Raw genomic sequence first — 21,286 nt, forward strand, 5'->3', positions numbered from 1 at the left:
CCTCTGTCTATTAAGGAAAACCCATGCGCTTTCTGTTGCTCTGTGCATTCAGTCTGCTGGCTGCCTGCCAAACCCATCACGTCACGCCACCGCCGGCGCCAATCGCCCCGCAAGGACGTGATCACACCGACTTCGGCGTTATCCGCGAGCTGTCCACCGGCCAAACGCTGACACCCCAAGAACTGGTCTTGCGATTGGCCGTCGCGCCTCGCGTACTGGTCGGCGAACAGCACGACAACCCGGATCACCACGCCCTGCAATTGTGGCTACTGCGTGAACTGGCGGCCCAGCGCCCACAAGGCAGCTTGCTGATGGAAATGCTCACCCCCGATCAGCAGGCCAAGGTCGATGCGGCACAAGCCGCCACTCGCGCCGGACAACCACCGGCCGACCCGTTCAAGGCGCTGGCCTGGCAGAAAAATTGGGACTGGAGCGTCTATGGCGCACTGGTGACCTACGCGTTGCGTCAGCCGTATCCACTGATGTCCGCCAACCTCGATCGTGCGCAGATCATGCAGATCTACAAACAGCGTCCGGTGCTCCAGGGTGAAGCGTCCACCACCCAACAGGTGCAGGCGACGTTGCTCGACGATATTCGCGAATCCCATTGCGGCTTGCTTCCCGAAGCGCAGATGCCCGCGATGCTCGCCGTGCAGCAACAGCGCGACCGACGCATGGCCGAGCGCTTGATGGCCGCGCCGACACCGGCGCTGCTGTTGGCCGGGGCGTTTCATGTGCGTAAGGATTTGGGCGTGCCGCTGCACCTGAAGGACCTGGGCGCGGGCGAAGGCAATGCGGTGCTGGTTCTGGCGGAAGTGGGCAAGACCGTGACCGCCGACAGCGCGGACTACGTGTGGTACACCGCCGCGCAACCCGAACAGGATCACTGCGCAAAGCTGCGTCGTTAATCCCAACTGATACCTTTGTGGCGAGGGAGCAAGCTCCCTCGCCACAAGAGCAATCCGATCTCAGATGAGCGGCGCGACACTATGTCACGCCTCCCCACCGGTCCAATGGTCGAATCCAATCCTCCAGCACCGGCACAGTTTGCTACCATCCTCGCGTTTTTTTCGTCTGTACAGTCATCACGCTGTCATTTCAGCCTGTTCAACAGGATGCTTTTCCATGAGTACTTCGTATACCCGCCGAACTGTCCTGCAAGGCATGGGCTTGTTGAGCCTCGGCCTGCTCGCCGGTTGCGATGGCAGCAGCAAGCTGTCGTTCCAGTACGGCAAGGACCTCAGCGACAAGATCATGGGGCGTAATTTCAAGCTCAAGGACGCCCAGGGCGAAACGAGAATGCTGGGCAGCTATCGCGGCATGATGCCGATGATTTTTTTCGGTTTCACCCAATGCCCGGCGGTGTGCCCGACCACGCTGGCCCGTGCGGCACAGGCCAAGAAACTGATGGGACGCGACGGCGAAAGGTTGCAGGTGATCTTCATCACCCTCGACCCCGAGCGCGACACACCAGAGATGCTCGACAAGTATGTGAAGGCGTTCGACCCGAGTTTCGAAGCGCTGTACGGCACGCTGGAAGAAACCGCCGCCACCGCCAAAGAGTTCGGCGTGTTCTTCGAAAAAGTCCCGAGCGGCGATACCTATACCCTTTCCCACACCGCGACCAGTTTTGTCTTCGACTCCCGGGGCAATCTGCGCCTGGGCCTGTCCGCGTCCCTGACTGCACAAGAGTGCGCAGAAGATCTGCTCACCGTGATGGAGGTTTGCTGATATGACTACCCCACAGGCTAAAATCCGTTTCGCACAACGTTGCAAGCAACTGGCGCTGGGCTTGTCTCTGGTCGGTCTCGCCTGGCAGGTGTCGGCTCAGACCCAGGTTGATGACGCCTGGGTGCGTGCCACCGTGGCTGGCCAGCCATCGAGCGGTGCCTTCATGACATTGACGGCGAGCAGCGACAGCAAGCTGCTGAGCGTGCAATCACCCGTCGCCAAGGCAGTACAGATCCATGAATCAAGCATGAAAGACGATGTGATGAAGATGCAGCAGGTCGAATCTGTTGCACTGCCGGCGGGCAAAGCGGTGAGTTTTGATCCCCACGGCTACCACATCATGCTGATGGACCTGACCGCCCAGATCAAGGAAGGCGATCAGGTACCGTTGACCCTGACCGTCGAAGACGCCAAGGGTGAGAAAGAGATCATCCAGGTCCAGGCCATCGCCAAGGCACTCGGTACGATGGACCACAACAAGATGATGCACGACCACAGCAAGATGAATTAATACCCCGCCTGACGCTGCCCCCTCCTATCAGGTCTTGGTGACGCTTTCGTTTCATCACCAAGACCTTTTCAATATCAGGCTCAAATGAGCTTGAGCATGACGGTGATGTTAGTTACTTACGCGCCACTTTGTAGCTGACGCAATCTTCATAAAAAATCTTCCGTACCGCTTCCGGCTTCAGTCGTGAAGGGCTGTCATACGTTTGCTCGGTGATTCCCATGGCCATCATGCGCATCCATGATTTCGCGAACTTGTAGGCCTGGATTTTCTGGCGGGCGGCATATAACGAAACCCCTGAAAGCTTGAGTTCCTGTGCTCTTGCGGCCGTTCCGCCGCCCCAACTGCACATGTAATGATCATTGGAATTCAGATCCTTGCCGTGGACTGAACTCACAATTCCGGCCAAAAACAGCGGAAGTAATCTAATCCCTTTCTTGCACATTTCGACCTATCTAACCCACTGAAAACAAAGTAATTCTGAAGAGGACTTTGGACGTCATGGGCCAGCATTGTGCCTTTTCTTCAAAATCTATAAAAAAAGCTAATGGATGAGCTCAATTTCTTGCGAGTTTTCAAACCTTTGCTATAGATAACTCTCTATCTCGCCAACTAGTGAGGCAACGAAATGTCAGTCGCAAAAAAAATGAGTGTGGGGCAACTGACGATGTTGACCGCCGTCAACATGTTGGGCTCAGGGATTGTGCTACTACCGACGAAACTCGCCGAGGTCGGTGCAATTTCGATTCTTTCCTGGCTGGTGACAGCCACCGGTTCACTCGCTCTGGCCTACGCCTTTGCGCGATGCGGGATGCTCAGTCGAAAGACCGGCGGCATGGGCGGCTACGCCGAATATACCTTCGGTAAAGCCGGCAACTACATCACCAACTACACCTACGGTCTCTCGCTGTTGATTGCCAACGTGGCGATCAGTATTACTGCGGTGGGTTATATCCAGGTGTTGTTCGGGATAAAACTTGATTCACTGCAAGTGGGTCTGGCAACTATCGCACTGCTGTGGCTCACCACCTTCGCCAACTTTGGCGGCGCGAGCATCACCGGCCGTATCGGTGCCATTACGGTGTGGGGTGTAATCGCGCCGGTCGTTCTGGTGTCCACCATTGGCTGGTTCTGGTTCGACAGCAGCGTTTACGCCGCTGGCTGGAACCCGCATGACAAGGGATGGTTCGAAGCAGCCGGCGCCTCGGTGGCGATCACGCTGTGGGCCTTCCTGGGTCTTGAATCGGCTTGCGCCAACACCGATGCAGTGGAAAACCCAGAGCGGAACGTGCCAATCGCAGTACTGGGTGGCACCTTGGGGGCGGCGGTGATCTACATCGTTTCCACCAACGTCATCTTCGGCATCGTCGGCAACGAAGAGCTGGTCGCTTCCACTGCGCCGTTCGGCCTGGTGTTCGCCAAGATGTTCACCCCAATGGTCGGGGACATCGTGATGGCCGCGATGGTACTTGCCTGTATCGGTTCGCTGCTGGGTTGGCAGTTCACCATCGCCCAGGTGTACAAAAGCTCGGCGGACACCGGTTACTTCCTGTCGATCTTCGCCAAGGGTAACAAGGCTGGCACTCCGATTGTCGGCATGCTGGTGCTGTTGGCTGCGCAGACCGCGCTGGCCCTGCTCACCATCAGTCCTGACTTGAGCAAGCAATTCGACACGCTGGTCAACCTCGCGGTAGTCACCAACCTGGTGCCTTACATCCTCTCCATGGCCGCGTTGATGACCATGCAAAAAGTCTCCAATGTGCCGGAAAGCAAGGCACTGGCGACCAACGTTATTGCCTTGATCGCAGCGGCTTACAGCTACCTGGCACTTTACAGTTCCGGTGAGCAGGCAATGATGTTGGGCGGCGTGGCAACCATCTTCGGTTACACCCTGTTCGGCTTCGTCAACAACCGTCTGATCCGCCTTGAAGCACTTAACAACAGCGTACCGACGCAAACCGTCAGCGCGCAGCACATTACTGGCGAGCCTGTTCCAGTGAACAGCTTGTAATCGACTCTGGAGGATCAATCATGACGGAATATAAACACTCACTCGGGATGCTGGCGCTACTGGTCAGCAGCCCGGCGGACAAGCGCACGGTGTTTGGCCGTGCCCTGGATCAACTGATCCACGACGTAGAGAGCCGAGGCGTCAGCGTACTCGCCTCGGAAAGCCTGACCGACGCCGCGTCGATCCTGCGCTCGGACCCTGCCATCCAATGCGTGATCATCCGATGGGAAATGGACACCAGCGAAGACCACGCCGACTGCACCAAGTTGCTGGTCAAGCTGCGCGAGCGCAACACACGCGTACCGGTGTTCCTGGTCAGCGACCGTACCACCGCGTCGACCATTCCGCTGTTGGTCATGCAGCACGCCGACGACTTCATCTGGCTGCCGGAAGACACCTCACGCTTCCTCAGCGGGCGCATCCTGGCGGCCATCGAGCGCTATCGTCAGGCCGCACTGCCGCCGATGTTCGGCGCGCTGGTGAAGTTTGCCCGCAACTATGAATACTCGTGGCACACCCCCGGCCATGCCGGCGGTACAGCGTTCCTGAAGAGCACCGCAGGGCGTGCGTTCTACGAGTTCTTCGGTGAGAACCTGCTGCGTTCCGACCTGTCGATCTCGGTGGGTGAACTGGGCTCGCTGCTCGATCACAGCGGCCCGATCGGTCAAGGCGAGCGCTATGCCGCCAAGGTCTTCGGTGCCCACCGCACCTACTACGTGACCAACGGTTCGTCGATGTCCAACCGCGTCATCCTCATGGCCAGCGTCACGCGCAACCAGATCGCCCTGTGCGATCGAAATTGCCACAAGTCCGCTGAGCATGCGATGACCCTGTCGGGTGCGATTCCGACCTACCTGGTGCCGACCCGCAACCGCTACGGCATCATCGGCCCGATCCTGCCGCAAACCTTGAGCGCCGAAGGCGTGAAAGCTGCCATTGCCAGCAACCCGCTGGTCAAGAAAGGCATCGACCCGACGCCAGTGCACGCGATTATCACCAACTCCACCTACGACGGCCTGACCTACAACGTCACCCGCGTCGAAGATCTGCTGGGCGAGAGCGTCGACCGCCTGCACTTCGACGAAGCCTGGTACGGTTATGCGCGCTTCAACCCGCTGTACAGCGGTCGCCATGCCATGCACGGCAACCCGTCCGATCACGACAAGTCCAAGCCGACCGTGTTCGCGACCCAGTCGACCCACAAGTTGCTGGCCGCGTTGTCTCAGGCATCGATGATCCACGTGCGTGATGGCCGTAACCCGATCGAGCATGCGCGCTTCAACGAGTCGTACATGATGCACGCCTCGACCTCGCCGAACTACGCGATCATGGCGTCCTGCGACGTCAGCTCGGCAATGATGGAAGCGCCGAGCGGGCAGATCCTCACCAACGAATCGATCGAAGAAGCGATCAGCTTCCGCCAGGTCCTTTCGCGCATGCACAACGAGATGCAGAGCAAGAACGACTGGTTCTTCACCTGCTGGCAGCCGCCGACCGTGCAAGTGGGCGCCTCGACCGTACCGTTCCACGAAGTTGACCCGGTGCAGCTGAAAACCGATCCGAACTGCTGGGTCTTGCACCCGAATGCGGTTTGGCACGGCTTCGGCGACATCGAAGACGGTTACTGCATGCTCGACCCGATCAAGGTCTCGGTGCTCAGCCCGGGCATGGGCGACGACGGCAACCTGCTTGCCACCGGTATTCCCGCTTGCGTGATTACGGCGTATCTGGGACGTCAGGGTATCGTCGTGGAGAAAACCACCGACTTCACCATCCTGTTCCTGTTCTCCATCGGCATCACCAAAGGCAAGTGGGGCACGCTGCTCAACGCGCTGCTCGACTTCAAGCGTGACTACGATGACAACGCCGAGCTCGAGCTGTGCCTGCCGGACCTGTACAACGCTCACTCGCAACGCTATGCCGGCATGGGCATCAAGGATCTGGCCGACGAAATCTTCGCCGCCATGAAGAAACACAAAACCACCGCCAACATGTCCCAGGCTTTCGGCACCCTGCCCCAAGCCGAGTTCAGCCCGGTGGAAGCCTACGAAAAACTGGTGCGTAACGAGATCGAACTGGTCACCCTCGACCAGGCCGCGGGCCGTCTTGCCGCCACCGGGATCGTGCCGTATCCGCCGGGCATTCCATTGCTGATGCCAGGTGAGAACGCGGGGCCGATCGATGGCGCGCTGCTGGCGTACCTCAAGGCACTGGAAGCTTTCGACCGCTCCTTCCCTGGCTTCACCCATGACACACACGGGATCGAAGTCGAGGACGGTGTCTATCGGATGCTGGTACTGAAGTAAGTTAAACAGGCTTCACCGCAACACCTTGTGGGAGCGAGCCTGCTCGCGATAGCGATTTTTCAGTCGACTCAATGCTGACTGACATACCGCCATCGCGAGCAGGCTCGCTCCCACATTGCTTTGCGCCCCCCCAAAAAACCCTGTGGGCAAACTCAATCACAGCGCTCTATGATTGATCCTCATGACCACCACTGCTGCGATCCGCTCACCCTGCCCACCCGGCGCCTGCGACTGCGGGCGTGACCCGTTGCTGGAAACACCGGGGGCAGACCTGCGCATCCTGTTTCTGACCCGTGCCGAAGAAAAACGTCTGATCGAACGCCTGGAAAACATCCAGAGCCTGAGCGATCTTGCGCATGTGCAGCGGCGCATGTTCGAACAGTTGGGCATTCGCCTGGACATCGCCCCCGGCTTCAACGAAGTGCGCACCATGCGCGGCATCGGTATCAACATCGACGAACTGCCGGGGTTATGCCGCAAAACCCGCGCGGCCATCCCCGCCGCCATTCGCCGTGCCATGGAAAAACGACCGGAAATTGCCTACGACCTGCTTAACGCCAACGACCTGTTGCGCGATGCCTGACGGGCCGAAAGAAAACCCGTTAAAAAAACCAGCATTCATCGGTAAGTCTTACTGGCGATTTTGTCGTAAAAATCTACGCTCACTGCGGGGGACAACACATTTGATGCGTTGTCGGTAATTGATGCTTGGGGGAGCAGACGCCATGCAGAAGAAAACACTCGCATTGCCCGTCTTCACCCTGCTCGCCCTTTACGGCCAACACGCCTGGGCGGGCGGCATCATGCTGTATGAAATCGGTACCGATAACGCAGGCCTGGCCAACGCCGGTGCCGCGGCCCGCGCACAAGGCCCCTCGACCATCGCCAGCAACCCGGCGGTGGTGCCCAGCTGGGGCTTCGGCGCCAATGTCGGGGTGATCTTTGCCCCGCAACCCGGCACACGCATCGGTCTGGCGTACACCCGCCAGGTCGACCTGGATTTCAAAGACAAACCCTACGTCAAGGGCGATGGCCGATTGCTGGAGCGCGTGAACAACACCAATACCGAACTTGACACAAAGGTGCCGCAAACTGTCACCCTGAGCCTGTTCCAGCAGCTGGATCCGCAATGGGCGTTATTGGCCTCGGCCAACTGGCAAGACTGGTCGGAATTCGGCGACATCGGTGTCCAGGTCGACACCACGGCATTGGGTTCGCAATCGAGGTCCGTCGATGCCGGTTTCAAGGACACTTGGCATCTGTCGCTGGGCGCGCAATACCAGGCGACCCAACAACTGTTGTGGAACGCCGGCGTGGCCTACGACAGTAGCGCTGTCTCGGACAGCGACCGCAGTGTTATCGTGCCGATGAATGAATCCTGGCGTATCGCCACCGGAGCCACTTATGCTCTGAACAAGGATACCGATGTCAACGTCAGTTGGGCCATGGTGTGGCTGGGTGACATGCCGGTGCAACAGACCAAGGCGTCGGGTAATCAGCTTTCCGGTCAGTTCGACAATGCATGGATTCAAGCCTTGACGGGTAACATGACCTGGCGACTTTGATGCGTTGCAAACCTATAAGAACGTTTTTTCCATGGAGTAAACACAACTATGATCTTGTCCCGAAAATTGCTTGTCGGCGCCACAATGGCCGGGCTGTTGCTTGGTGGTTGCACCTCGAAAGTCACTCAAACCGAGCAGTACTCGGGTTACCTGCCCAACTACAACAACCTGCAGGAAGTCGAAACGCCGAGCGGCGGCAAAGCGATGCGCTGGGTGAGCCCGTCGTGGAACCCGAATGCCTATGACACGGTGGTGTTCAACAAACTGGAACTCTATCCAGCCCCCAAGCCGGATGAGCGGGTCAACCAGCAGACGCTGACCGACATCCAGAACTACATGACCACCAAGGCCAAGGACACTCTGGGTCAGAAGTACCGCGTAGTCACCAGCACTTCATCCTTGCAGAAGGGTTCCAAGCCCCTGCTGATGCGTGCGGCGATCACCGGGGTGAATGCCGAAAACGAAGGCATGAAATGGTATGAAGTGGTACCCATCGCTGCAGTGGTAGGGGCAACACAGGCCGCCACTGGCCACCGCGATCAGGACAGCACCTTGTTCATCGAAGCCGAGTTTATCGATGCAAAAACCAACCAGACCGTAGCCAAGGTCGTGCGTAAAGTGTTTGGCTCCACGCTGGAAAACGAAAGCCAGAAGATCACCGCACAGGACTTCAAAGCGGCGATCGACAAGCTGGGCACTGACATGCAGGCGTTCATCAAGTAACAACGTACTTGTGGCGAGGGAGCTTGCTCCCGCTCGACTGCGTAGCAGTCGCAAAGCGGTCGACCGCAATTGGGGCTGCTGCACAGCCCAGCGGGAGCAAGCTCCCTCGCCACACAGTTTCTCGCCGGTCTCAGGATTTCGCCATGCCGATCCGCCGTCGCATCTCGGCAGTAATCGCCTGGCGCGTCTTGCGCAGGTCCGCCCACGGCGCATCCCCCACCTCTGCCAGCCGTTCATGCACGTTGTGCACGTTCCACTGATTCCCTCCCTCCAGTTCTTCCACTTCCTCCCGAAAGATCGGCACCGACACCGGCAGCCCTTCGCGAGTGCGTACGGCGTATGCGCAAATGGTGGTCGCGCCCAACCCGTTGCGCAGGTAATCGATAAAGATCCGCCCTACCCGGTTCTTCGGGCCAGACACCGCCGAGAATCGCTCCGGCAGCAACGAGGCCATATGGCGGACAATCGCGTGGCTGAAGTCCTTGACTGCGTCCCAACCCAGCTTGCGGGTCAACGGCACCACGATGTGAATGCCCTTGCCGCCGCTGGTTTTCAGAAAGGCCTTTAGCCCCAGCTCATCCAGTACCGAAAGCGTCAACTGGGTCGCTTCGACCATGAGCTTCCACGGCAACGCGGGGTCCGGGTCGAGATCAAGGATAAAACGGTCCGGTTTGTCGAGATTGTCCGAGGTTGCGTTCCAGGTGTGCAGTTCCACGGTGCTCATCTGCACCGCACCGATCAGTGCTTCAGCGCTGTTGATGATCATGATCGGCTGGCCGGTGAGCGCTTTGTCCAACGTGGTCATGCCGGGAATCGCGAGGCGCTCGGCGTTTTTCTGAAAAAACAGTTCACCCGCGATGCCGTCCGGCGCACGGACCAGTGCCACCGGGCGGTCCTTGAGTTCGGGCAGAATCCATTCGGCGACGCTGGCGTAATACTGCGCCAGTTGCACCTTGGTGGTGCCGCTGCTGGCGTCAATCACCCGATCGGGGTGGGTGATGCGCACCTTGCCTTCGTCCAGGCCGATTTGTGACGGCGCGGGGTCGACTTTGCGGCTGGCGGCTGCTGGTTTGGTGGTACTGGTTTTTTTCGCAGAGGACGTTTTCACGGCGGTCGGACGCTCCTCGGTGATGTCTTCGGCAGGTTTGTCATCGCGCAGGCCATGGAACACCGCGTGGCGCACAGCCCCGTCCTTGGTCATTTCGGCGAAGGCCACTTCGGCCAATAATGTGGGCTTGAGCCAGTGCACATCCTTGGCTTCAAAACCGCTCGGTGGATTGACCACGGCCGGTTTTTTCGTTTTCAGAGGTTTGAGTTGCTGATGAACGCTGCGCAGGGTCGCCTCGTTGAATCCGGTGCCGACCTTGCCTGCATAGCGCAACTCGCCGCTGTCGCGGTCATGCAGCCCCAACAGCAACGCGCCGAAGGCACTGCGCGAGCCTTTCGGCTCAGTGAACCCGACGATGACGAACTCCTGTCGATGTTTGCATTTGAGCTTGATCCAATCGCTGCTGCGCCGGGACACATACGCCGAACCCAAGCGCTTGCCGATCAGCCCTTCCATGCGCATCTGGCAGGCACTGTTGAGCAAGGCCTGCGGCTCTTCGGCAAAGGACTCGGAGAAGCGCAGCAACCGGTCGTCACTGGGCTTGAGCACCGTTGCCAGCGCCGCCCGGCGCTCTTCGACGGGCACTTCGCGCAAGTCCACGCCGTTGAGGTACGGCAGGTCAAACAGGTAATAGACGATGTTACCGCTGCGACCGGAATCGAACGCGTTTTGCAGGGCCTGAAAGTCAGGCACGCCCTGCTCGTCCGCCACCACCATTTCGCCGTCGAGCCAGGCTGACTCAAGGCCCAGCGCGGCCAACGCCTCGGCCTGTTTCGGCAGTTTGTGGGTCCAGTCGTGGCCATTGCGCGTGATGAGTTTGACTTGGTCGTGATCGATGCGAGCCATGACCCGGTAGCCGTCGAACTTGATCTCGTAGCTCCATACGCCGTCCGGGACTTTTTCCACCAGCGTGGCCAGTTCAGGTTTGATCTGATCCGGTATCTTGGCCTTTCGCGCGCCGGTCAATCGGGGGGATTGTTCTTGGGCAAGACTCGCCTTCGGTTTTTTGATCGGCTTGGGCTTGCTCGCCGCTTTCGGCTGTTTGCTGATGAGGGTGCGATCACTGAGCACGCTGTCGGGTTCGGCAACCAGCACGTCATAGTCGCTTTGCGGTCTGGCGGCGCCATCCTGATGCTTGATCAGAAACCATTGCTCTTTCTTGCCCGGCATGTGCGTGCGCACCAGGTTCCACTGGCCGCCAAGTTTCTCGCCCTGCAATTCGAACTTGAGCCGGCCCTTGGCATAGGCCTCGGCGGGATCGTCCTGGGGAATCCAGACGCCACGGTCCCAGACGATCACGTCGCCAGCGCCGTAATGTCCTTCGGGGATGTTGCCCTCGAAGGTCGCGTACTCCAGCGGATGATCTTCGACATGCACGGCCAGGCGCTTGACCTTGGGGTCCAGCGAAGGCCCCTTGGGCACCGCCCAACTTTTCAGGGCGCCATCGAGTTCCAGGCGAAAGTCGTAATGCAGGTGCGATGCGTCATGCTTCTGGATGCAGAACTGCAACGCATGGACCTGGGCGGATTTCCTGCCTGTGCGCTTGACGGCGGCGGGCTCGGACGTCGCCGAGAAGTCGCGCATGCGGTTGTAGTCATCGAGGTTTCGGGTCATGGCTCACCTGCTGCTTGCGCCAAGACGTTGAATCAAAACGTCTCTCCTAAGCAGCAGAGCAAACCCCGGGAGCAATAATTCCATCGGCGTTGAAATTGCCCGGACAGACGGGCCTGTGGGGGGAAGTCCGTCCGGCGCCTGCAGACCTATACTCAACCCCTGCAGCCCCTTCCGTTGGAGAGCCGTCATGCGCCAGGTCCACGTCATCGAAGCCGGGACAGTCCCCCGCCCCGTCATTGTCGTTGGCGAGACGATTACCGTCCTTGCCGGTGGGGACTTGAGCAAACCCTTTGAGGTGCATATCCAGGAAGGCGTGCAAGGAGGCGGACCACCGCCCCACTTTCACCCGTGGGACGAGGCGTTTTATGTCGTTGAAGGCGAGGTCGAGGTGACCGTCGAAGGCCAATCGACCACTGTCTCGGCCGGGGGGTATGTGCATATCCCCGGCGGGGCCATTCACGCTTACAAGAACATCAGCGGCACCGCAAAAATGATCGGCGTAGTGTCTGATTCCCGCGGCGGCCAACTCTTTACGGCGCTGGACCGACTCAAGGTGCCGGAAGACTTGCCTCGGATACTGGAAATTGCCGAGAGCTTCGGGGTTACGTTTCTGGCTCCCAAACCTTCCCCGTAGGAGCTGCACCGCCCTTGGCCTGCTGTTCCAGATGCACTTGCAGATCCGGATCGATGTTCAGCGCCGCTGCCAGCTCATCCAGATAATTGCGTTCCGCATCCTGCTGATCGTCAACCAGCATGACGCTGGCCAGGTACATTTCCGAGGCTATGCCCGGATCCGTTGCCGACTGCGCGACGTCATCGGCGTCCAAAGGTTTGGCGACTTCATCGTCGAGCCATTGCTGCAGGTCCGGGTCATCGGTATGGCGGCCGATTTCGGTGCTGATCATTTGCTTCTCGGCAGGATCGATCCGGCCATCGGCTTTAGCCGCCGCAATCAATGCCCGCAAAATCGCATGGCTATGTTCTTCAACTTCCGGACCGGCCAGCAGGTCAACGGTGCGCGGCGCCTCCTGTGGGGCCGACGCCTGGCTGCGTTGCCAGGCCTGATACGCCTGGAACGCCATCATCCCGAGGGACGCCAGCGCTGCGTAATTGGTGCCACCACCAGAGCGGGTTTGCGGCGCCCTACCCATCGGCGAACCGCCGCCGAGCAAGCCACCGAGCAAATCGCCCAGACCTCCACCGCTGCTGCCGCCCGTAGCGCCAGTTCCGCCGCCACCCAGCAGCCCGCCGAGCAATCCACCCAGATCGCCGAGCCCGCCTTGAGCCGACGCGCCACCGCCGCGCTGTTGTGCTATCGAGCCTTGGCCAGCTCGCAGTAGTTGTTCAAGCAGATCACTGGTGTTCATGACTTCGTCCTCTTTGAAGGGATTGATCCAGTCAGGCAACGATAGTCCTCGCCGGCAAATGTGCCACCACCGTTGGGCCGGGGTGCTTTTTTGCGCAGCAGCCAGGATTCAGACGGTGAACCTTACCCCCGGATATCCGGTCGATACCTGCAACCCGACCGGTTTGCCGCCGCCCCGCTACAAAGGGTGATAACTGGCTTGCTTCATTTTCTGGAGAACGCCCCCGTGATTTCGACTCTACACATCGCCAGACTCAAAGCATGGGGCGCCCATGGCTTCACCGCCACAGGCGTGGTCACAGCCTTCCTCGCGACGTTAGCCCTGCTCGACAACCAGCCGACCCACTGCCTGCTGTGGCTGGGGGTTGCGCTGATCGTCGACGGACTGGACGGTGCCCTGGCGCGCAAGGTCAATGTGCAGTCGGTGTTGCCGAGTTTCGATGGTTCGATCCTCGACCTGGTGATCGATTACCTGACCTACGTGTTCATCCCGGCGCTGTTCATCTATCGCTATATCCCGTTGCCGGATTACACCCTGTTGCTGACCGTGTCGCTGATTCTGGTGTCGTCGCTGTTCTGCTTCTGCAACGTCAACATGAAAAGCAAAGACAACTACTTCCAGGGCTTTCCTGCAGCCTGGAACGTCGTTGCCCTGTGCCTGTACATCATCGATCCGTCGCCGTGGATCACCTTTCTCAGCGTTATTGGCCTGGCCCTGCTGTCGGTCACCCGGATGAAGTTTCTGCACCCGTTCCGCGTTCGCCGTTTCATGCCGATCAACATTGCCGTGACCGCCATCTGGCTGTTGTGCAGCTTGTCACTGGTGATCAACCATCCACTTATCAACCCGCTGGTAATGGGGCTCTGGCTGTTGATGTCGGGCTACTTCCTCGGGATCTGCATCTGGCGCACAGCACTGGAGTGGTTCGACGAATCGCCAAAGGGATAACCCTATGACTATCCATATTGTCCAACTCGGCTCTCCCCGCCGCCCCGATGAAGGTTTGCGACTGGGCACGGTGCGCCGCCCACCCCGCGGCGTACCGAAAACCGAATTCGCCAGCCGGGATTTCTACGATGTCTGGCAACCGTTGCTATCGCCCAGCGCGGACCTGGTGGCGGAGGCAAAAACCGCGCAAGACGCCAAGGCCTGGGAACATTTCAAGCGCAAGTTCAAGTCTGAGATGAACCAGCCTGCGGCCAGCCAGATGCTTGATCTACTGGCCGCACTGTCACACCAGACTTCATTCGCGGTGGGCTGCTATTGCGAGGATGAAGCGCATTGCCATCGGTCGGTGTTGCGTGAGTTACTGCAAGTAAGGGGGGCGCAAGTTTTATAAAGCGCAACGAACGCCCAATGACCGCTTTAACATTCGGTGCACTACACCTCATCAGGATGACTGAGGTATGCCGCATTTCTTTCCTTGATATTTATATTGAACAACAACGGCCTCGCCCCCTTGTTGGCTATGTACACATACGGAGATTCGATTCTTCTTTGCACATGAAGCAAACCCTCGTCCCTGGGCCGAAGATATATATTTGACCAATCGGATTTTATTGCGCTCAGGGTCACAGGAATGCCACGCTCGTTGATCAGGTCAAATGTGCTCGCCCCCTCTGACTCGTAAGCGCCAAAAAAGTCTTGATCGCTCATGCTCAGACACTTGCCGTAGTAAGGTCCCGGACTTCGGATGTAGAGCCTGTATGCCGTCCCGGTAAACCTGAAGTACAACGTGAGTCGCGGCCTGGCGTCCACCGGAACGTCCGCCCGCAATCCAAGAAAATGCGAGTCATCTCGGGTTTGCGGCCTTCCCGTAAAAAAACCGCCACTGAAATCACTCACGCTAACAATCGCTGGCCTTGCATGTATGTAATCCAAAAAGTGCAACAGTGTGTTGGGGGTGCCAATGGTCGCAATAAAAGATTGCTGTCGATCCGTACTCATCCAGTACCTCTTTATTATCCGATATGAAATTTATTAACGATGGCGCAAGCAACACATAAAAAGCTGCTATTGCCATATCAGAATAAAAGGAGAGAAGAACACAAGAACAGCAAATTTTATAATCAATATATTCAGATTATTTCCCACGTTACGTGAAGCACTATTCAAACTACAAACACTGCCTACAACAGCATTTTTATTCGCTGGAATACCGCCTGCGAGCGCTGACCGCCGCAGGCAGCATTTTTTATTTCACTGGTCTCAACGCCGAGTTATCACCACCTCCAGATATTCACTGGGCACCACCAGCGACTGGTCCCCCGCCCGGTTCAGCCGGTTCAACAGCTCCGTCAAATCCGCCTCCAGAGCCGTGGCACCCTCGGGCGGAAGGGCCGCGAAGGCCTTGTGCACCGGGCCGTACCATTCACGGAAGGTGTCGATGAAATGCGCGGCCGAGCGATAGCGGAAATTGAACGTGCGGCGCGTGACCTGAAGCAGAAACTCACACTCGTCAAAATGTTCGTGCAGCCAGGCTTCGGTGCCCCAGCGTGAGGGCGGCTGTGCGCCTGGTGGGGGTGGCAGGTGCTGGCCAAGGGTCTTGAACATCTGGCCGACGAAACCTTCGGGCGTCCAGTTGGCCAGGCCGATCCGGCCTCCCGGCCGACAGACCCGCGCCAGTTCTGACGCTGCTTTGGCCTGATCAGGGGTAAACATCACGCCGAAGGTGGACAGCACGGCATCGAAACTGCCGTCCTCGAAGGGCAAGGCTTCAGCGTCAGCCACTTGAAAGCTGACATCCAGGCGCTCCGCCCTCGCCCGCTCTTCACCGCGTTCAAGCAAGGCGCTCACATAGTCCGTAGACGTAACCTGGCAACCACGGCGCGCCGCGGCGAGTGTCGCGTTGCCGTTGCCGGCGGCGACGTCCAGCACGCGCTCGTCGCACAACAGGTCGCAGGCTTCGGCCAGCTGCTCGCCGACAATCTGCAAAGTGGTACCGATTACCGCATAGTCGCCGCTGGCCCAAGAGGCCATTTGGCGGGTTTTCAGGGCAGTCAGATCAATGGGTGTGCTCATGGCGACGATCTCTGCGTGGAAACATGAATCGAAGATGACGGGGTCTATTCCGCCGTTGTGGGATCGATGATGTTCATGACCTGGGAAACGCGGCTGGCGGGAAACCCGCGTTCAATAACGAACTTTGGCATGGCAACCTCTCATTATTGTTATGGATGACAGGACCGGCATGACCCTGTAGGCAAACTATCGCGCCGCCACGGGCTGGCGTCCTGTCCGATCGTCGGCCAACCCTGCCCGATCGTCCGGAGATTTCACGTGGCGCCGCGACGCGCTCACAATCGAAGATCGCCTGCACGGGAACCGGATCGTCGGCGCGGCCCTCAATGCCCTGCACAAAAAGCCCTGTCACGCCTGGACGCTTGAAGAGCTGGCCCGCACCACCGGCACGTCCAGATCCCTGCTGGCCGAACGGTTCCAGCAATTGGTGGGTGTTTCGCCGATGCAGTACCTGACGCAATGGCGCATGTTGCTGGCGACCAAGGGCCTGACGGTTTCCCACGGTGATGTTCGGGTTACCGGAAATTTCAGCGGCGAATCTCGGAACAGGCCTACAGCCAGCACGAGACCTCTTCAGTAACGTCCAGCGACTTCAACTTCAGGATGAACAAAGACGCTGATGGCTCGCAATTGGATTGGCGGAAATGGCAGCGCTACGTCACTCATCAGTCGACTGGGCGGAACGTTGACCACCGCACCGACGGACTTGAAGATTCTCGCCGCGGTACTCATACCCGACCCGACCTCACCCGACCGCGCGCGATACACCCCTGATCAGTACGCCACACTCACTACCGCCCGCACCCGGGTACGTGTTCACGTTGAGCGTCTTGCGGATGATTCGATCCGCGCCTATGGGTTCTACACAGGAAAACACAGGGATTGGGAAAATATCCCCGTCGTCGCGGCCATCGCTGAGGGCGAGCAGTTTGTCGCGCAATTGGGTCAAGGCATCAAGCTGATCCTGACACCTGGCACCACGCCAATCCCAGTCCTGAAAAGCACTCATAGACAGCACAAAAACGGATGTTGATCACCTGAGCCACTGTTCAGAAGACTGGATAAATCCTTAGTCACGAAAAATGGCTCAGCGTGCAAACGCTCTGAGCCATTGATCTTGCGTGCTATGCAGCGTCGGGTGCCGTGGCGCCTTGCCTGGCCTCCTCCAACAACTGCTGAATCATCTTCTCCTGTTCGTCATAACGGCCCTCGCCGAAGTGGCAGTTGATGCAGTCGAAAGTCCAGAAGTCCACCAGCGCCACTTTGCCTTTGAGCGATTCGTTGGAGAGCGCTGGCGAGTTGAGCCATTGCACGGCGCCGGCCAACGACGGCATCGCGCCACGAGCATTGTCCCCGGCGCTGTCCGCCTTGACCTTGCTGACGATGTAATTGACAACTTTCGGCACGGTTTCCAGCACGCCATTTTTGACGCGGCCGATCCCTTCAGAAGAAGTGTTGGCCAGCAGCACGTCGCCTGCACCTGGCTGGCCGTGAGAATCGCCATCCGCCCCCACGCCCTGCGCCGGGTATTGGTCAACCTGACGGACAACGCATTGAAGTTCGCTGGCGCCGCTGAGCTGAACGTGGAAACCCGATCCGACGGCAGCCTGTTGATCACCGTCATGAACCGCGGCCCTGGGATTGCCGAAGAAGAATTGAAGCAGGTCATGCAACCTTTCTACCGCGTGAAAAATTCGCGCAACCGCAGCACCGGCGGCACGGGGTTGGGGTTGGCGATTGGTGGGGCGTTGACGTTGAGCCATCGTGAGGGTGGCGGGTTATGCGCAGAGCTCAAGCTTGTGTTGCGTAACTGAAGTTATCACTCTCGACCACTGATCACCCCTGTCAGATCTGACAGTAGCCAGATCCCCCTTGCTGTTGTGCAATGTCCCCCCACAGCATCAACGAGACACGCCAATGAACCTGCTCGAATCAGTGACCCGAGCGTGCACGCGACTGGCGCCAGGGGGATGGCATTCGTTGTTGCTCAATCATGGCCTGGACATTTTGGCCCAGCCGCTCGACGTCGAACTGAACAAGCCGTTGACCATCGATCGTCGTCTGCCAGGCTTTGAGGATTTCTCCAGTGACGGCATCCGGGCGATTGAATCTGCTCAGCCATCGCGTAGTTTGCTGTATCACGCCCTCGCCTCTCCCGGAGTCACGCTCGACGCCGGTGGCCTGCCTCTGCAACGGTTTCCCACGCCTGCCGAAATTGAAGCTGTTCTCAACTTTGTCTTCGGCGTAAATCCACCCACACTCGAAGATCTCCGGCAAAAAGCCGATGGTGCTCCCTTGGCGCTGGCGGTGTTTGCCAGCGAATACCGCTGCGCCGCTGACACTGTGCACGGTCAACACGCCGACTTGTGCTTCTCCCGCACCGGCATCGCCCGCGTGGGTACCGCTGACGCACGCTACGATCCTGAACTGCGCAGCTTCCTGCCCTTCGTCGAAGATGACGCGTACGGTATCCGGGTCATGCCCGTGCGTTACAGCGCCTATATCGCCATGCAACACAAGGGAGACGCCGAACGTTTCGGGCCGATGGATTTACAGGACGGCATTGATCACGAGCTGGACTTCTGGGTGCCGCTGCACAAGGTGTTCGAAGGTCCGCAGTGCCTGGCCGGGATGGATTTGATACTTGAGCTGGATACTCATCACATCAACGAAAAGCTACGGCACATTCATCTACGCCATAACGACACGGGCTGGCAGGAACCGGAAATCAGCCAGCCGCCATTCGTCATCACCGAAGGCCTGGCTAACTGGGCGATACAAGCAGACCTTGGGCCGGGCTTGCTGCTGCCACAGCCCAAACCCCGGCTGGTCGAACCGGTCTTCCACCAAGGCGAACCCTTGTCTTTCCAGATGCCGCCGGACACCGGCGGCATGATTCATGGACGCCATAAGGTAGGTGAGGATGGAAGCATCGAGGATTTGAATGACCGGGAAGATGTGGACGGAATCGTCAAGGCGGGCGGCTATCGTGCACTGCACTATCATGACGGTACGGCGGACGGTTGGGTCCGGGCTCGCAGCCCTTCACTGGAGATTTTCACTCCTTCGGTAGCGGCCTATTCGGTCATTGGCGCTCCGGATTTCTTCCCGTTCTGCAGCCAGCGTCAACTCAAACGCTGGGCCGATCGCGTCCTGCCCGGTGAAGCGATCTGGCATACCAGGCTGGATGCATTGTCGAATGTGCGGCATTGCGCCAACTTGAATCTGAAGGATCAACCGTTTTCGACGGAGGATCGCGGGGTCACGGCAATAGTGGGATTGCCCCGTGAAGCGGGCTCGACATCGACAGCAAACATCATCGCGACTGTTGCCCGCCCCTCCTCGTTGCCGGATGCCGCGGCCGGCGTCTTCGGCCCGGGCTGGGAAGTCGGAAACGATCGCCAACAAAGCGGAACAAACGACCGGTCACTTGTGGGATACAAGATGGCCAGCCCGTTTACAGAAGATGCGCGTATCTGCGCGGCCCTGGGCTCCTACTGGCCAGGTGTGGCTCCGGATTCGGCGCGTACCTTTGAGCCGCGGAGGAGCCTTCATTCCATCATCCCGTTGACAGACGAGGAAAACGGGGAAAAAGGCATAGCCTGGGATGGGCAGCGCGGGCCGCAGTTGATCAATGATGCGGGCCACTGGATCGCTCAATACTTCGCCTACGATTACACCGACTACACCCGGGTGGCGCTTGATGGGGGTTTCAGCCTGCAAACGACCGGCAACACCACGGCTCAAGCGTACACAGACCGCGTGCTCTCGATGCATCGTGTGTACAACGTGCTGGGGATCAGTGCCAAAGACAAACGCAATTCGTGGCCGTTGCTGTCTTTTATTCTCGTGCAGCGGCCCGATCTCGAACTCGAAGCAGCCCAACAGGAAGCCGGATTGCAACTGAGCGGATGGGTGCACCGCTTTCAAATGTATAAACACGGAATCATTTGGACCCCGGAAAAAAACTTCAAACTGCGCAACGTAGAAATCCTCCGTCAGGTAAGCCTGTTCGTCAGTGCCGGAGCGATCTTGATCAAACACGAGTCGTCGCCCTGGCAGATTGCCCTTGAATCATTTTGATGTGGTGGTGGTCGGCGGCGGCCCGTCAGGCAGCGCGGCGGCGATCAGTTGTGCGCAACGCGGACTGCGAGTGGCGCAGCTCGAAGGTCGATGCTTTCCAAGGTTTCGACCGGGGGAAAGCCTGCATCCGGGTATTGAACCGCTGCTGCGGCAACTCGGGGTGGCTGATCTCCTATGCAAGGATGCGATCCGCTTTACCGGCCAGTGGGTGCAGTGGGACGGTCCGCCTCGCTTCAATGGTTTTGGCGGGGATGACGCCGAGCCCTGGCAAGGTTTTCAGATTACCCGGGCAAGGCTCGACTCTGTATTGCTGCAACAGGCCGTGAGGCTGGGAGTTACCGTGTTGCAGCCTTGCCAGGCCCGGGGCCTGTTGACGCGTAACCGGCGAGTGATCGGCTTGCAATCCGATGCAGGTTCCCTGCTTACACCCTACGTGATCGATGCCAGCGGCGCGACGGGCTGGCTGAACCGACATTACCCGTCGCCGCTGCGTCGCCATTCGCCGTTGTTGATTGCTCGATTCGGCTACCACAAAGGTTGCATCCAGCCCTACGAGCAAGCCCCGCATCTGCTCGCCGACCTCGATGGCTGGACATGGATAGCCCATGTGGAAGATCAGTTGCTGCACTGGACACGCCTGTGTTTCGACAAACGATCACACCTGTTCCGAACCGTGCCTGAACGCCTGCAGATGTTGCCCACCGTGGGGCCGGTTCGTGGGGCCGATGTGAGCTGGCGTATCAGCACGTCGCCTGCCGGTACCGGCTTTTTCAGGGTGGGCGATGCGGCCTGTGTTCTCGACCCCGCAGCTTCGCACGGCGTACTCAAGGCATTGATGACTGGCATGCAAGCCGCGCAGGCAGTGTTCGATTGCCTTCAGCAACCATGGCTCGAAAGCGAAGCGCAAGCTCAGTACAGCCAATGGATCAGCGAGTGGTTCGAGCGTGATCTCACGCAAATGCGCCACTTCTACAGCACGCACCCCCACCCTCCTGATTGGTTGGGCAACACGTCGGGCTGATAACCGGGCCCGACCAACTGCACCGGCCACTCGTACCCTGACGGCCAGGCCAGCGGCGATATCCGCAAGGGCTGATCCAGCAACAACCCGGCATCGGTGGCAGGCAATGGCTCGGCATCGGACTGTTGCAGCGCCATTTCCACCCATTCGTAGTGCGCCAGCTCCACCATGAATGGCGGCCAGGGACCGTCGGCCAAAGCCTGGGGTTCAGCGGCGAGAAACTCGACA

At 58.9% G+C, this 21,286-nt stretch carries 19 protein-coding genes and 4 pseudogenes; 16 read left to right on the forward strand and 7 right to left on the reverse strand.

The annotated features are described in order from the left end of the window. The first annotated feature begins 23 nt into the window (after nucleotides 1-23). The 3 genes from CKW19_RS04845 to CKW19_RS04855 all read left to right on the forward strand — a co-directional run bounded on the left by CKW19_RS04845 (nucleotide 24) and on the right by CKW19_RS04855 (nucleotide 2,242). The gene (locus CKW19_RS04845) at nucleotides 24-908 is read left to right on the forward strand and encodes a ChaN family lipoprotein (protein ID WP_095056840.1); all 885 of its coding nucleotides are present in this window, start codon (nucleotides 24-26) and stop codon (nucleotides 906-908) included. A gap of 217 nt (nucleotides 909-1,125) precedes the next feature. Continuing rightward, entirely contained in the window at nucleotides 1,126-1,731 is a 606-nt protein-coding gene (locus CKW19_RS04850; protein WP_095056841.1) for an SCO family protein, read from the forward strand. 1 nt (nucleotide 1,732) lies between these two features. Further along, on the forward strand, nucleotides 1,733-2,242 hold the full coding sequence (locus CKW19_RS04855; protein ID WP_095056842.1) for a copper chaperone PCu(A)C: 510 nt from the start codon (nucleotides 1,733-1,735) through the stop codon (nucleotides 2,240-2,242). 112 nt (nucleotides 2,243-2,354) lie between these two features. Here the strand turns inward: CKW19_RS04855 and CKW19_RS04860 are convergent, their stop codons facing one another. After that, the gene (locus CKW19_RS04860; RefSeq protein ID WP_095056843.1) at nucleotides 2,355-2,684 is read right to left on the reverse strand and encodes a hypothetical protein; all 330 of its coding nucleotides are present in this window, start codon (nucleotides 2,682-2,684) and stop codon (nucleotides 2,355-2,357) included. A gap of 183 nt (nucleotides 2,685-2,867) precedes the next feature. Here CKW19_RS04860 and potE point away from each other — a divergent pair, with 183 nt between their 5' ends. The 5 genes from potE (at nucleotide 2,868) to CKW19_RS04885 (ending at nucleotide 8,844) form a co-directional block, all read left to right on the forward strand. After that, nucleotides 2,868-4,250 (forward strand): putrescine-ornithine antiporter, encoded by a 1,383-nt coding sequence (gene potE, locus CKW19_RS04865; protein WP_095056844.1) that lies wholly within the window; start codon nucleotides 2,868-2,870, stop codon nucleotides 4,248-4,250. Nucleotides 4,251-4,270: 20 nt separating this feature from the next. Continuing rightward, the gene (locus CKW19_RS04870) at nucleotides 4,271-6,556 is read left to right on the forward strand and encodes an Orn/Lys/Arg decarboxylase N-terminal domain-containing protein (protein WP_095056845.1); all 2,286 of its coding nucleotides are present in this window, start codon (nucleotides 4,271-4,273) and stop codon (nucleotides 6,554-6,556) included. Nucleotides 6,557-6,737: 181 nt separating this feature from the next. Then, nucleotides 6,738-7,139 (forward strand): hypothetical protein, encoded by a 402-nt coding sequence (locus tag CKW19_RS04875; RefSeq protein WP_095056846.1) that lies wholly within the window; start codon nucleotides 6,738-6,740, stop codon nucleotides 7,137-7,139. A gap of 142 nt (nucleotides 7,140-7,281) precedes the next feature. Further along, nucleotides 7,282-8,121 carry an OmpP1/FadL family transporter gene (locus tag CKW19_RS04880; protein ID WP_095056847.1) on the forward strand — a complete coding sequence of 280 codons (840 nt, stop codon included), beginning with the start codon at nucleotides 7,282-7,284 and terminating at the stop codon, nucleotides 8,119-8,121. A 48-nt stretch (nucleotides 8,122-8,169) separates the two neighbouring features. Next, entirely contained in the window at nucleotides 8,170-8,844 is a 675-nt protein-coding gene (locus CKW19_RS04885) for a DUF3313 domain-containing protein (RefSeq protein WP_095056848.1), read from the forward strand. Between the two features lie 130 nt (nucleotides 8,845-8,974). Here the strand turns inward: CKW19_RS04885 and ligD are convergent, their stop codons facing one another. Then, complete coding sequence (gene ligD / locus CKW19_RS04895) at nucleotides 8,975-11,566, reverse strand: DNA ligase D (RefSeq protein ID WP_095056849.1); 2,592 nt, start codon at nucleotides 11,564-11,566, stop codon at nucleotides 8,975-8,977. Nucleotides 11,567-11,753: 187 nt separating this feature from the next. Here ligD and CKW19_RS04900 point away from each other — a divergent pair, with 187 nt between their 5' ends. Continuing rightward, nucleotides 11,754-12,200 (forward strand): cupin domain-containing protein, encoded by a 447-nt coding sequence (locus tag CKW19_RS04900; protein ID WP_095056850.1) that lies wholly within the window; start codon nucleotides 11,754-11,756, stop codon nucleotides 12,198-12,200. Here CKW19_RS04900 and CKW19_RS04905 read toward each other — a convergent pair. Continuing rightward, nucleotides 12,169-12,933 (reverse strand): tellurite resistance TerB family protein, encoded by a 765-nt coding sequence (locus tag CKW19_RS04905; protein WP_095056851.1) that lies wholly within the window; start codon nucleotides 12,931-12,933, stop codon nucleotides 12,169-12,171. The two genes, CKW19_RS04900 and CKW19_RS04905, sit on opposite strands and share 32 nt — an antisense overlap. Before the next feature lie 225 nt (nucleotides 12,934-13,158). Between CKW19_RS04905 and pcsA the strand changes: the two genes are divergently transcribed. Both pcsA and CKW19_RS04915 read left to right on the forward strand, forming a co-directional pair. Continuing rightward, a complete protein-coding gene (gene pcsA, locus CKW19_RS04910) occupies nucleotides 13,159-13,881 on the forward strand; it encodes a phosphatidylcholine synthase (protein ID WP_095056852.1) in 723 nt (240 codons plus the stop codon). A gap of 4 nt (nucleotides 13,882-13,885) precedes the next feature. Then, nucleotides 13,886-14,272, forward strand: a complete 387-nt coding sequence (locus CKW19_RS04915; protein WP_095056853.1) for a DUF488 domain-containing protein — start codon at nucleotides 13,886-13,888, stop codon at nucleotides 14,270-14,272. 41 nt (nucleotides 14,273-14,313) lie between these two features. On the opposite strand, the gene CKW19_RS28290 is transcribed toward CKW19_RS04915, so the two are convergent. Further along, a complete protein-coding gene (locus CKW19_RS28290; protein WP_143500293.1) occupies nucleotides 14,314-14,589 on the reverse strand; it encodes a hypothetical protein in 276 nt (91 codons plus the stop codon). A 552-nt stretch (nucleotides 14,590-15,141) separates the two neighbouring features. Beyond that, a complete protein-coding gene (locus CKW19_RS04925; RefSeq protein WP_095056855.1) occupies nucleotides 15,142-15,954 on the reverse strand; it encodes a class I SAM-dependent methyltransferase in 813 nt (270 codons plus the stop codon). A gap of 298 nt (nucleotides 15,955-16,252) precedes the next feature. On the opposite strand from CKW19_RS04925, the pseudogene CKW19_RS04930 reads away from it, so the two are divergent. Then, nucleotides 16,253-16,465, forward strand: a pseudogene (locus CKW19_RS04930) (AraC family transcriptional regulator); the annotation flags it as partial. A 108-nt stretch (nucleotides 16,466-16,573) separates the two neighbouring features. Beyond that, nucleotides 16,574-16,987 (forward strand): S-type pyocin domain-containing protein, encoded by a 414-nt coding sequence (locus tag CKW19_RS04935; RefSeq protein ID WP_095056856.1) that lies wholly within the window; start codon nucleotides 16,574-16,576, stop codon nucleotides 16,985-16,987. A gap of 91 nt (nucleotides 16,988-17,078) precedes the next feature. Here CKW19_RS04935 and CKW19_RS04940 read toward each other — a convergent pair. Continuing rightward, nucleotides 17,079-17,435: pseudogene (locus CKW19_RS04940) on the reverse strand (hypothetical protein); the annotation flags it as partial. 15 nt (nucleotides 17,436-17,450) lie between these two features. On the opposite strand from CKW19_RS04940, the pseudogene CKW19_RS04945 reads away from it, so the two are divergent. From CKW19_RS04945 to CKW19_RS04955, 3 genes and pseudogenes are all read left to right on the forward strand, one after another. After that, nucleotides 17,451-17,768 (forward strand): annotated as a pseudogene (locus CKW19_RS04945) (ATP-binding protein); the annotation flags it as partial. A gap of 103 nt (nucleotides 17,769-17,871) precedes the next feature. Next, complete coding sequence (locus tag CKW19_RS04950) at nucleotides 17,872-20,037, forward strand: hypothetical protein (protein ID WP_095056857.1); 2,166 nt, start codon at nucleotides 17,872-17,874, stop codon at nucleotides 20,035-20,037. Next, nucleotides 20,024-21,058 carry an NAD(P)/FAD-dependent oxidoreductase gene (locus CKW19_RS04955; protein WP_095056858.1) on the forward strand — a complete coding sequence of 345 codons (1,035 nt, stop codon included), beginning with the start codon at nucleotides 20,024-20,026 and terminating at the stop codon, nucleotides 21,056-21,058. Before CKW19_RS04950 ends, CKW19_RS04955 begins: the two co-directional genes overlap by 14 nt. Here the strand turns inward: CKW19_RS04955 and CKW19_RS04960 are convergent. Then, nucleotides 21,034-21,285, reverse strand: a pseudogene (locus CKW19_RS04960) (DUF2063 domain-containing protein); the annotation flags it as partial. The gene CKW19_RS04955 and the pseudogene CKW19_RS04960 overlap by 25 nt on opposite strands. Between the last annotated feature and the right edge of the window lies 1 nt (nucleotide 21,286).

This window comes from Pseudomonas sp. Irchel s3f7, assembly GCF_900187615.1.
Lineage (GTDB): Bacteria > Pseudomonadota > Gammaproteobacteria > Pseudomonadales > Pseudomonadaceae > Aquipseudomonas.

Excerpts from the sequence above, each read along its gene's own strand:
- CKW19_RS04845 (WP_095056840.1), top strand. The coding sequence starts at position 24 with ATGCGCTTTCTGTTGCTCTGTGCATTCAGTCTGCTGGCTGCCTGCCAA.
- CKW19_RS04850 (WP_095056841.1), top strand. The coding sequence starts at position 1,126 with ATGAGTACTTCGTATACCCGCCGAACTGTCCTGCAAGGCATGGGCTTG.
- CKW19_RS04855 (WP_095056842.1), top strand. The coding sequence starts at position 1,733 with ATGACTACCCCACAGGCTAAAATCCGTTTCGCACAACGTTGCAAGCAA.
- CKW19_RS04860 (WP_095056843.1), bottom strand. The coding sequence starts at position 2,684 with ATGTGCAAGAAAGGGATTAGATTACTTCCGCTGTTTTTGGCCGGAATT.
- potE (WP_095056844.1), top strand. The coding sequence starts at position 2,868 with ATGTCAGTCGCAAAAAAAATGAGTGTGGGGCAACTGACGATGTTGACC.
- CKW19_RS04870 (WP_095056845.1), top strand. The coding sequence starts at position 4,271 with ATGACGGAATATAAACACTCACTCGGGATGCTGGCGCTACTGGTCAGC.
- CKW19_RS04875 (WP_095056846.1), top strand. The coding sequence starts at position 6,738 with ATGACCACCACTGCTGCGATCCGCTCACCCTGCCCACCCGGCGCCTGC.
- CKW19_RS04880 (WP_095056847.1), top strand. The coding sequence starts at position 7,282 with ATGCAGAAGAAAACACTCGCATTGCCCGTCTTCACCCTGCTCGCCCTT.
- CKW19_RS04885 (WP_095056848.1), top strand. The coding sequence starts at position 8,170 with ATGATCTTGTCCCGAAAATTGCTTGTCGGCGCCACAATGGCCGGGCTG.
- ligD (WP_095056849.1), bottom strand. The coding sequence starts at position 11,566 with ATGACCCGAAACCTCGATGACTACAACCGCATGCGCGACTTCTCGGCG.
- CKW19_RS04900 (WP_095056850.1), top strand. The coding sequence starts at position 11,754 with ATGCGCCAGGTCCACGTCATCGAAGCCGGGACAGTCCCCCGCCCCGTC.
- CKW19_RS04905 (WP_095056851.1), bottom strand. The coding sequence starts at position 12,933 with ATGAACACCAGTGATCTGCTTGAACAACTACTGCGAGCTGGCCAAGGC.
- CKW19_RS04915 (WP_095056853.1), top strand. The coding sequence starts at position 13,886 with ATGACTATCCATATTGTCCAACTCGGCTCTCCCCGCCGCCCCGATGAA.
- CKW19_RS28290 (WP_143500293.1), bottom strand. The coding sequence starts at position 14,589 with ATGAGCGATCAAGACTTTTTTGGCGCTTACGAGTCAGAGGGGGCGAGC.
- CKW19_RS04925 (WP_095056855.1), bottom strand. The coding sequence starts at position 15,954 with ATGAGCACACCCATTGATCTGACTGCCCTGAAAACCCGCCAAATGGCC.
- CKW19_RS04935 (WP_095056856.1), top strand. The coding sequence starts at position 16,574 with ATGGCTCGCAATTGGATTGGCGGAAATGGCAGCGCTACGTCACTCATC.
- CKW19_RS04950 (WP_095056857.1), top strand. The coding sequence starts at position 17,872 with ATGAACCTGCTCGAATCAGTGACCCGAGCGTGCACGCGACTGGCGCCA.